Here is a 9,678-nt window from a genome sequence, read left to right as displayed (position 1 = left end):
GCTTTAATGCGATTTTGCAAGAATGAATGTGGTTGTGTCCAAATTTAGGGGGTTAATCCGTTCCTGCCTTCCCTTGGGACCGGCGAGGGCCTTTACGCCTCCATGGAAGGCATTTTTGCCTTCCCTTTGGACCGGCAGGGGCCTTTACGCCTCCATGGAAGGCATTTTTGCCTTCCCTTGGACCGGCAGGGGCCTTTACGCCTCCATGGAAGGCATTTTTGCCTTCCCTTGGACGGGCGGGGGCCTTCTCTCGCCCTCCCCTGCCGCCCGCGGCCACAAGGCCGGCCACGCCAAAGACGCCCCCTGATGCCGGGGGCGTCTTGCTCTTGCCTATAACAGGGACTGGCTGCTACGGCAGCATCAGTCCCATTTCTTCTGCGGTCTCGCGCAGCACCGCAGCATACTCCACCAGCGTCTCCCGCGAGAGACGGCTGACCGGACCCGACAGCGACAAGGCGGCGACGACATTGCCGCTGCGCCCGGTCACCGGCACGGCTACCGCAGCCGCACCGGGTTCACGCTCCTCGAAGCTGGTCGCATAGCCTATCCGGATTATATCCTCAAGCTGCTGCCTATAGGCGCTGCGTTCGACATAGTCCGGCCAGCCTGCGCTTTCCAGCAGCTCACGCAGCACCTCAGGCGGCGCATAGGCAGCCAGCACCTTGCTCGAAGCGCCGACGGACAGCGGCAGCCTGGCCCCGATCTGAGCCACGCGGCGGATGGCCTGCTCGCTCTGCACCGCCTGGATGCGCACCCGCTCGAAGCCGTCGCGCAGGTACAGGCTAACCGTCTCACCCAGCCGGTCACGCAGCCGCTCCATGGCCGGCAGCAGCAAAGTGGCCGATTCGTCAAACACCGGCAAGTGGGTCGACAGCTCCCAAATGCGGATGCCAAGCCTGTATTTCTCCGTAGACGGGTTCCGAATCAGAAACCCTTTCTCCTCCAGTGTTGTCAGCAGCCGATGCACCGTGCTTTTATGTAATCCAATCTGCGAAGCAATCTCCGTGAGTCCCAGCTCGCTCCCCCGTGTAAAGCAAAGCAATATATCAAGCGCCCGTTCCACGGCGCGTACCGTCAGCTTACGATCCTCCATCCGTTCTCCCCCTAACTTGTTTCATCCAGTGAAACCCGGTTACAATATTAATATGGTCAACTCTATCTTAGTGCAAAAGTCCCCGGAAAGTCCAGCGAAATCAGCACAGGTCAGCATAGGGAAATCCCTGGGTCCCAGTTTACATTTACATTACAAAATCGGTGATTTCATTGACTTTGGAAAGGCATCCACATACGATAAATATAGATAGGAAATGATCAGCAACAACGGCCTAATATAGCGAAATATAAGGATTTATTGTAATTTAAAGGAGGAGACCTCATGGATTTGGCAACCACACAAACCGGCTCGCCGGTCTCCCGCCACCCGAAAGAGAACAACACCGGCATGCCGAAGCTCTCTCTGCGGATGATCCGCTTCAAGCATATTGTTGTAGCTTTATTGTTATCCGTATTTTTCTTTTTTGTCTTTTGTTTCATTTCACTGCACGGCTATATTGCCTGGGTGCTGTCCAATCCCACTGTTGCGCCGCTTTATTCCAATCCTGCGCTGGCCAAAGGCCTTCAATATGAAGACATCACCTTTCCGGCACTTGACGGCAGCCGCACCATGCAGGGATGGTATATTCCCGTAGAAGGTGCTACCAAGACCATCGTATTCAGCCACGGCTACGGTGCGAACCGCGAGGAATCCTGGGTACCTATGTACGACCTTGCCCATTATGCACACAGTCTTAATTTTAATGTAGTGATGTTTGATTACGGCTTTGCGTCCCAGGACAACCGGGATATTGCAACCGGCGGCAAAAAAGAATCCCAGCAGCTGCTGGGTGCGATAGAGTTCGCCAAGGAACGCGGAGCCGAGCAGATTGTTGTCTGGGGTTTCTCCATGGGGGCGGGCACCGCACTCCAAGCCGGTCTGACCACGGAAGATGTGGACGCCATGATTTTGGACAGCACTTTTTTGCTGGAGCCAGACACGCTTTATCACAATATTAAGCAGAATATTGACCTGCCCCGCCAGCCTTCGCTGGAGATTATGGAGCTGCTTTTCCCGGTTCTGAACGGTACGGGCTTGAATCAAATCCCTTATGCAAAAGTGAAATCCGAGGATTATCCGTTCCCGATTCTGTTCATGCATGGAACCCAGGACGATAAGGCCCCTTATCCGATTGCCGAGGAGCTTGCCGCCAACCAGACTCATCCCTTATCCGATTCCTGGATTGTGGAGAACAGCCATCATGAATTATTATTCCGCGAGCATCCGCGTGAATATCTGCGCCGTGTCTCCGCTTTTCTGGGCAATGTGCATCTCGCCGGGCTGGAGGAAATCACACAGTCGGAGACCGCGAGCAAGTAGCTCAGGGCCCTGCCCTTTTTTACAAGGATACCACCCAACATACAGCCTCTTTCAGGGAAGAAGATACCTTCCTTGGACGAGGCTTTTTTATGGTTTTTACATGTACCCTGCCTGCAAGCTCATAACGCTCCATAGCGGCTCATATAATGAATGGATGAAGCCATATCACGGGAGGTTCAACTGTCATGTTATATGTATATGGACCGCTGCTGCCAGTGCGTATCCTGGAAGAAATCGTGTTTTGGAAAACCCAGGAGAACGAGCACACCGAGGTCATCAAGGCGATTGTCCCCAAGCTGGAACAACCCTATGTCAAACTGCTGGACGAGTGGGCTCTCGTCCTGGGCGGAACGGAACAAGCGGCAAGGCAGCTGCTTGAGGCCACCATCTCCACACCGCCGGGGCCGGGGCATGGGATGCTTATCCATGAGACGGAGCAGCTTCTGCATCTTTCCTGCACCCAATCCCGCGAATTTATCAGACAGCTGTATGCCATGATGGAGGCCAGTCCCGCCGTCAAGGCGGTCCCGCTCGCAAGCACAGTTTTCCTGCATATCATCCGGGAGTCCGAATATTTCCTTGAAGTTCTCGAAGCGCTGAACGCTCCCGGCCAGCTCTCGCAGATCATGAGGGACTACACCCAGCTTCCCGTCGAGACTCCTCCCGCAGGCACCTTCACCGGCAGCGATGTCCTGGCCGGTTATGCCCCGCCGCTTACGGACCTCCGCAGGCTTGAATCCGTGCCCATAGGCGGCCATACCCTGCCCCCACTCCCTTATGCCTACAACGCTTTGGAGCCCTACATCGATGAGAAGACGATGAAGATTCATCATGATATCCACCATAAAAGCTACGTAGACGGACTGAACAAAGCAGAAAGCAAGCTGGCTGAAGCCCGCAGGACGGGGAATTTCGATCTGGTGAAGCATTGGGAACGCGAGCTTGCCTTCCATGGGGCCGGCCATTATCTGCACACCCTGTTCTGGAATGTGATGTCTCCGCAAGGCGGAGGCCGGCCTACCGGGGAACTTCTTGAAGCCATTGAACAGAGTTTTGGCAGCTATGACAGCTTCAAGCAGCAATTCAGCGAAGCCGCAGACAAAGTCGAAGGGGGAGGCTGGGCCATTCTGGTCTGGAGCCCGCGCAGCCGGAGACTGGAAATCCTGACCGCCGAGAAACACCAGAACTTGTCACAATGGGATGTAGTGCCGCTGCTGCCCCTGGATGTATGGGAGCATGCCTATTACTTAAAACATCAAAACAAACGCGCCGACTACATCAAGGACTGGTGGAAAGTCGTCAACTGGCCGTATGTATCCAAGCGGTTTGAAGCAGCTAGTGAGCTGGCCTGGCACCCTTACTGAATTCCTTTTGCCCGCCAGGCCCACATATAAACAAGCATATAAAAGCCCATCCCCACTTGAAGCGTGGAGGATGGGCTTAGTCTTGCAAACGATGCTATTCTTTAATCAAGGCCAGAAATTCCGCACGTGCGGCGGCATCCTCGCGGAAAGTCCCGCGCGTTGCCATCGTGACCGTCTTGCTTCCCGGTTTCTTCACACCGCGGGCACACATGCACAGATGCTCGCCTTCCACCACAACCATCACACCGTGGGGGGTCAGCACCTCCGTCATAATATCGGCGATCTGTGCGGTAATGCGCTCCTGCACCTGTAAACGGCGGCTTACGGCTTCTACGAGCCGGGCCAGCTTGCTGAGTCCGGCAATCCGGCCGCTTGGAACATATCCTATATGCACTTTCCCGAAAAAAGGGGCCATATGATGCTCGCATTGGCTATAATAGACGATATCCTTCACGATCACCAACTCTTCATGAGACTCATCAAAAGTAACACCAAGCGCCTCTTTGGGATCGATCGAATATCCACCAAATATCTCCTCATACATCCGCGTGACACGTGCCGGTGTTTCCAGCAATCCCTCGCGTGCCGTGTCTTCTCCGATTAACTCTAATATTTTCTCTACATGATATTCGATTTGCTCACGGTTGTCCGATACTTTACCGTTCACATAATCCTTGATGCTCCCCATGAAGCCTCCCCCTTTCGAACCCGTGCAACACCTATATTTAATTGGACACGGTTACTTGCCCTTGCGGTTATTCCCTTTTCTGGCAGCCGGAGCCGGCATCCGTCCCGGTTGATTCTGATTCTTCATCATTTGCTGGGCGCGCTGCATCTGCTTGCCGTTCAAATTGTACCCCATTTGTTTAGCAACCTTTTGCAGCATTTCAGGATCATTCTGCATCGTTGTCATTTGTCTGCGCAAATAGTACACACCGATGAAGAACCCGCCAATCAGACCTACGACGAGCGTAATGATAGGTAATGCAATATTCATCTAGAATCCACCTCTGTGCTCTATTGTCTGCAACGCCGCCAAGCGTGCGAATCTATCATAGCATTTCAACATCTGGACAGCAATTGGAAAATAGCTCTGCATCAGAAGAGGTATTCTCCTTCTTCGTTGCCCGAAGCATGCTTTGCCTCCAGCTCCAGCAGCGCGATCTTGATCGGAAGGCCGCCGCCGTAGCCGACCAAGGAACCACCTGCGCCAATTACCCGGTGGCATGGCACGATTACCGGCACGGGATTGCGGTTGTTGGCTCCGCCTACAGCGCGGACAGCCTTGGGATTGCCAATCCTTACCGCAATGTCCTTATAGGAGGCAGCTTCCCCATAGGGAATGGTGTTCAGCGCTTCCCAGACCTGCCGCTGGAACTCCGTTCCCCGCATATCCAGCGGAAGCTGGAATTGCTGCAGCTCACCGGCAAAATAGGCGGTCAGCTGATGTTTTGCCTCCGCAAGCAGGCTTTCATTCTCCCGAAGCTCCACACTGCCTATATTGCTCTTTGCCCAACCTAACATCCGCTCCCTGGAATCCGCGAAGCTGCCGAACTCCAGCAAACACAACCCCTGCTCCGTTGCACCCAAAGTCAGCGGACCCAAAGGCGAATCAAGTTCCCCATAATATAGAATAACAGTCAAAGTGCTCATGTCTGCCTCACTCATCCCGCTTGGCCTCCTTTGCTTGCAACAGCTTGTCTTCAGCCCGTTCAAGCATCGCCAGAACGGTCTCATGCTCTTCCTGCTGCAGCCCCTTCTGTACTGCCTCCAGCGCCTCTTCGCCGCCAATTCGGCTGAGCGCCCACGCTGCTGTGCCCCGCATCTCCGGACGCACCTCTTTGAGCATAATCTCAATCAGCTTCGGCACAGCCCCGGCTTCCTTGAAATTGCCGAGAGCGATAAGCGCATTGCGCTGGATCGGTTTTTTGCCTCTCCATGCCGCTGAACTGCTGCCGAATTTCTCCTTAAACTCCCGGTTGCTGAGATCCAGAATCGGCATCAGCAGCGGTTTGACTATTTCGGGATCGGGAAGCAGCTCGAGGCGGTGAGTCCAGTTCTTCCCCCGGTTATGCGGGCAGACCACCTGGCAGGTATCACAGCCATACAGCCGGTTGCCGATTTTGGTCATATATTCATCACTCAGGAACCCTTTGGTCTGGGTGAGGTAAGAAATACAGGCCTGGGCATTAAGCTGTCCCGGACCTACCAGCGCCCCCGTAGGACAAGCATCGATACATTTGGTACAATCTCCGCAGCCCTCCTGTACGGGCTTATCCGGAGGAAACGGAATATTGGTCACCATCTCGCCCAGATAGATCCACGAACCCCATTTGGGTGAGATGATGGAGCAGTTCTTGCCGCTGAAGCCAATCCCTGCCCGTTCTGCCACTGCCCGGTCCACCAGCACCCCCGTATCGACCATACTCTCAAGTACCGCCCCCGGCACACGCTCACGGATGAACGTTTCCAGCCGCCCCAGCGCCTCACGCAGGACATGGTGATAATCCTGCCCCCATGAAGCCCGGGCCAGAATCCCCCGGCGGGCTCCCGGCTCGGACTTCGGCGGGTTCTCCATTTTGGCCGGATATGCGACGGCAATGGCAATAATCGACATCGGCTGTTCACCGGAAGTCAACGCCGGCAGGGTCCGTTTGTCGAGATCCGGCTCCTCGAACCCGGATTCGTAACCTTGGTCACGGTGTTCCTGCAGTATATTTTTTAAATATAGAAAAGGCTCCGCAGTGGTGAACCCGATATCGTCAATACCGAGCGACGGCGCAGCCTCCAGTATATCCGCTTTAAGACTCTCCCACTTGGAAGGCGGAGGAGCATAAGGTGACTGGACAATATTATTCATAACCGCCTTCTCCTTTGTGCAATAATTGTTTATAACGTGTCTACCTTCGACAGCGGCCACCAAATAAAGGAGGCCTTGCCTACAATGCGGTCCCGCGGAACTGAACCGAAATAACGGCTGTCCTTGCTGGCCCCGGCATGGCGGTTGTCGCCCATTACAAAATAGCTTCCGTCCTCCACGGCAAGCGGAGCAAAATCGGAATCCTGAATTTCAGTATCCACGTAGGATTCGACAACCTTTTTCCCGTTCACATGCAGCTGGCTGTCTTTCACCTCTACAATATCGCCGGGAAGCCCAATGACCCGCTTGACCAAATACTCCTTCTGATCCGGGCCGGTGCTGGGGTCATGGAGTACAATGATATCCCCCCGTTCGGGGAAGTCAAACACCAGCGCCAGCTTATTGATGAACAGTCTCTCGCCCTCCCGCAGTGTGGGCTGCATGGATTCGCCTTTAACCGTCGATATATTAAATACAAAAAGATTAACCAGAGACATGATGACAAAAACCGTCGCCGCAGTAAGCAGCCAGTCCTTCAGCTCCTTAACCCAGCGCTTGTTCAAGGCCGATCCGGTTCCGCCATGTCTTGCCGATCTGTATCTTTGTTTCCGGCTGCGCATGAACTCTTCCTCAAGCTCCTGGTTCATAAGTCACCCTCTTGCCCTTGTTTAATGAGACTCTAACAATAGAAAAGCATATCTCCCGGCCATTTGCAATGGACAAGCGGGACATATGCTTCAGTATAATGGTTCAGACTATGCAGTCGCCATAGTTCTCTATTCTAGTAAATGTTTCCGCTTACGTAGGGCCGGTCAAATGATCAACCGACAATGCTCAGCTTCCTTACAGATTTAAAAATTTGGTTCTCGTCATAACCCATAGCCTCATAAAGCGGTAATGCGAAAGAATTGTGTTCATCGACAGCGACAAAAATCCCGCTGACTTTACGCGCATGAAACTTCGATTCCATGGCGGTAACAAGACTCCGGCCAACTCCCCTGCGGCGATAATCGGGATGAACAGCGATCCGGAAATAACAGCCGTGGTTCTTCTCAATCGTGCCTATGAGCGCACCGACGATCTCTCCTTCATCCTCAGCAACCACAATGAGATCGGAATCCCATGACAGCTGCCTGGAGAAAGGCTCCATGGTGTTCTCGAAACATTCTTCCGATAATGCGGTCTGCAGCAGTTCAGTCACAGGGCTAACGTCGCTTAATTGAAAGGAACGAACGTGCATTCTTTAAAATCTCCTTTTTCTATGGCTTATGAATTTTACAAAAAGAAGGAGTTCCCAAAACACTGTGGAGGCAAAAAAAGCATCAGAAAAGCAACTTTGGATTATACTTACGAAGAGGTGAATCCACTTGGGAATCGAAGCTTTTCTTGGGATTAAAAAAGATTGCTGAAATATATCGAACCATCGATATCTTCATTAATCTTCAAAATACGAGGAATACCTGCTTTTAAATCTATTAAAACACACTTTTCTCCCGATATCATCATTTTTCTTTTGAAAGCGCTTGATATGAAACGTTTACATAGTATAGGGTTACATCTATTCTTAAATAAGGAAATCATTAGGTATAATTCGCATTGTAAAGAGAGACTCTATAATGTTAACACCGCTTTTACAATTGTCCAGGACCCTGTGCCGGAGGCTGTTACTTTCTAAACATTAATGTTTGTTTAATGTTGCATTATTGTTCCAGATACGCTTTAATAAGAGTATCCAATCCGATATTTTTCCAGTATCACATATCGGAAATAAAGGGTTCTGTCGTTAACGGCAAACTCTTTATCTATACAAATATTCCACTAAAACTCAGGAGGGATTTTTCCAATGGCATTTCAATTACCGGCACTTCCTTATCCGAACAACGCACTCGAACCGCACATCGACGCTTTGACGATGGAGATTCACCATGACAGGCACCACAATACGTATGTGACGAATCTGAACGCCGCTTTGGAAAAGGCACCCGAATTGCAAAACAAAAGCATTGAAGAACTTCTGACTGACCTGAACGCTGTACCTGAAGCGATCCGCACTGCTGTCCGCAACAATGGCGGCGGACATGCCAACCACACGCTGTTCTGGGAAGTTATCGGACCGGATGGCGGCGGCGCACCAACAGGCGCGTTGGCAGCAGCCATCGACAGCGAGCTTGGCGGTTTCGACAAGTTCAAGGAAGATTTTGCCGCAGCAGCAACCACACGTTTTGGCAGCGGCTGGGCATGGCTCGTTGTGAAGGACGGCAAGCTCTCCGTCACAAGCACACCTAACCAGGACAACCCGATCAGCGAAGGCGCTACTCCAATCCTCGGTCTCGATGTATGGGAGCACGCTTACTACCTGAACTACCAAAACAAACGTCCTGACTACATCAAGGCGTTCTGGAACGTAGTGAACTGGACTGAAGTCGGCAAACGCTACGAAAGCTCCAAATAAGACCTTCCGGCAACGGAAGCTGCAATAACTGCAATAATATAAAAGGTATCTCTTATGCCGGAAGGGGCTGAGAGATACCTTTTTTGTGGTACGGGTAAAACGGTGTGGGAGCCTCATGCTCGCATCAGCATCAGCGTTAGCACGCTGAACCGCCGTTCGCAGAAGCTCCAACTAGTACAGCATCAGCCTTTAAAAGGCGGGAATAGATGGCGCATTCGAAAGCGTGCCTCCCGGGAGGCATGCGTAAGCCTCGGGCGGAGATCGCTAGAGTGCACTTTATACATCAGGATGGAAAAAAGTAGGCTCGGTTTAGGATTTCAGTGTATTTGGTACAGCAGGAACCGCAACATTCGCCGAAAAGTGCCTTATGGCTATCCTTTGAATGTACAAAATACATCATTATGGATATTTGAGCCTCTTTTAAACCATTCTGAGGTACTTTATACATTAGAACAGCTCGAAGGCTGGTGACGAACGCTAATCCATATCAAACAGCCTTCAGGCATCCCTTATTTTTAATCTGATGTTGAACTAGTACCTTGACCGCGAATAATTTTACCTTTAAGCTCTCCGTATAGAGTCAAATGGG

Annotated in this window: 8 protein-coding genes and 1 pseudogene; 3 read left to right on the top strand and 6 right to left on the bottom strand. The window is 52.1% G+C overall.

What is annotated here, in order from left to right; genetic code table 11:
- Positions 1-349: 349 nt before the first annotated feature.
- Complete coding sequence (locus tag IEY53_RS34030; RefSeq protein ID WP_189032685.1) at positions 350-1,093, bottom strand: IclR family transcriptional regulator; 744 nt, start codon at positions 1,091-1,093, stop codon at positions 350-352.
- Positions 1,094-1,441: 348 nt separating this feature from the next.
- Between IEY53_RS34030 and IEY53_RS34025 the strand changes: the two genes are divergently transcribed.
- The gene (locus IEY53_RS34025) at positions 1,442-2,413 is read left to right on the top strand and encodes an alpha/beta hydrolase (RefSeq protein WP_373293981.1); all 972 of its coding nucleotides are present in this window, start codon (positions 1,442-1,444) and stop codon (positions 2,411-2,413) included.
- Positions 2,414-2,598: 185 nt separating this feature from the next.
- Complete coding sequence (locus tag IEY53_RS34020; protein WP_189032681.1) at positions 2,599-3,777, top strand: Fe-Mn family superoxide dismutase; 1,179 nt, start codon at positions 2,599-2,601, stop codon at positions 3,775-3,777.
- A 94-nt stretch (positions 3,778-3,871) separates the two neighbouring features.
- Here IEY53_RS34020 and folE read toward each other — a convergent pair whose 3' ends face one another.
- The 5 genes and pseudogenes from folE to IEY53_RS33990 form a co-directional block, all read right to left on the bottom strand.
- Positions 3,872-4,465, bottom strand: coding sequence for a GTP cyclohydrolase I FolE (gene folE, locus IEY53_RS34015; protein WP_189032678.1), 594 nt, complete (start codon positions 4,463-4,465; stop codon positions 3,872-3,874).
- Between the two features lie 51 nt (positions 4,466-4,516).
- Complete coding sequence (locus IEY53_RS34010; RefSeq protein ID WP_189032676.1) at positions 4,517-4,774, bottom strand: YneF family protein; 258 nt, start codon at positions 4,772-4,774, stop codon at positions 4,517-4,519.
- Positions 4,775-4,875: 101 nt separating this feature from the next.
- Positions 4,876-6,637, bottom strand: a pseudogene (gene queG / locus IEY53_RS34000) (tRNA epoxyqueuosine(34) reductase QueG).
- Between the two features lie 29 nt (positions 6,638-6,666).
- Positions 6,667-7,284, bottom strand: coding sequence for a signal peptidase I (gene lepB, locus IEY53_RS33995; protein ID WP_189032673.1), 618 nt, complete (start codon positions 7,282-7,284; stop codon positions 6,667-6,669).
- 173 nt (positions 7,285-7,457) lie between these two features.
- Entirely contained in the window at positions 7,458-7,877 is a 420-nt protein-coding gene (locus tag IEY53_RS33990) for a GNAT family N-acetyltransferase (RefSeq protein ID WP_189032671.1), read from the bottom strand.
- 603 nt (positions 7,878-8,480) lie between these two features.
- On the opposite strand from IEY53_RS33990, the gene IEY53_RS33985 reads away from it, so the two are divergent.
- Positions 8,481-9,089, top strand: a complete 609-nt coding sequence (locus IEY53_RS33985; RefSeq protein ID WP_189032669.1) for a superoxide dismutase — start codon at positions 8,481-8,483, stop codon at positions 9,087-9,089.
- The last annotated feature ends 589 nt before the right edge of the window (positions 9,090-9,678 follow it).

Source organism: Paenibacillus albidus (assembly GCF_014644435.1).
GTDB classification, from domain to species: Bacteria; Bacillota; Bacilli; order Paenibacillales; family Paenibacillaceae; genus Paenibacillus_AQ; species Paenibacillus_AQ albidus.
Note: the sequence above shows the minus strand (reverse complement) of the source record. Positions and strands in the feature narration are given on the sequence as shown.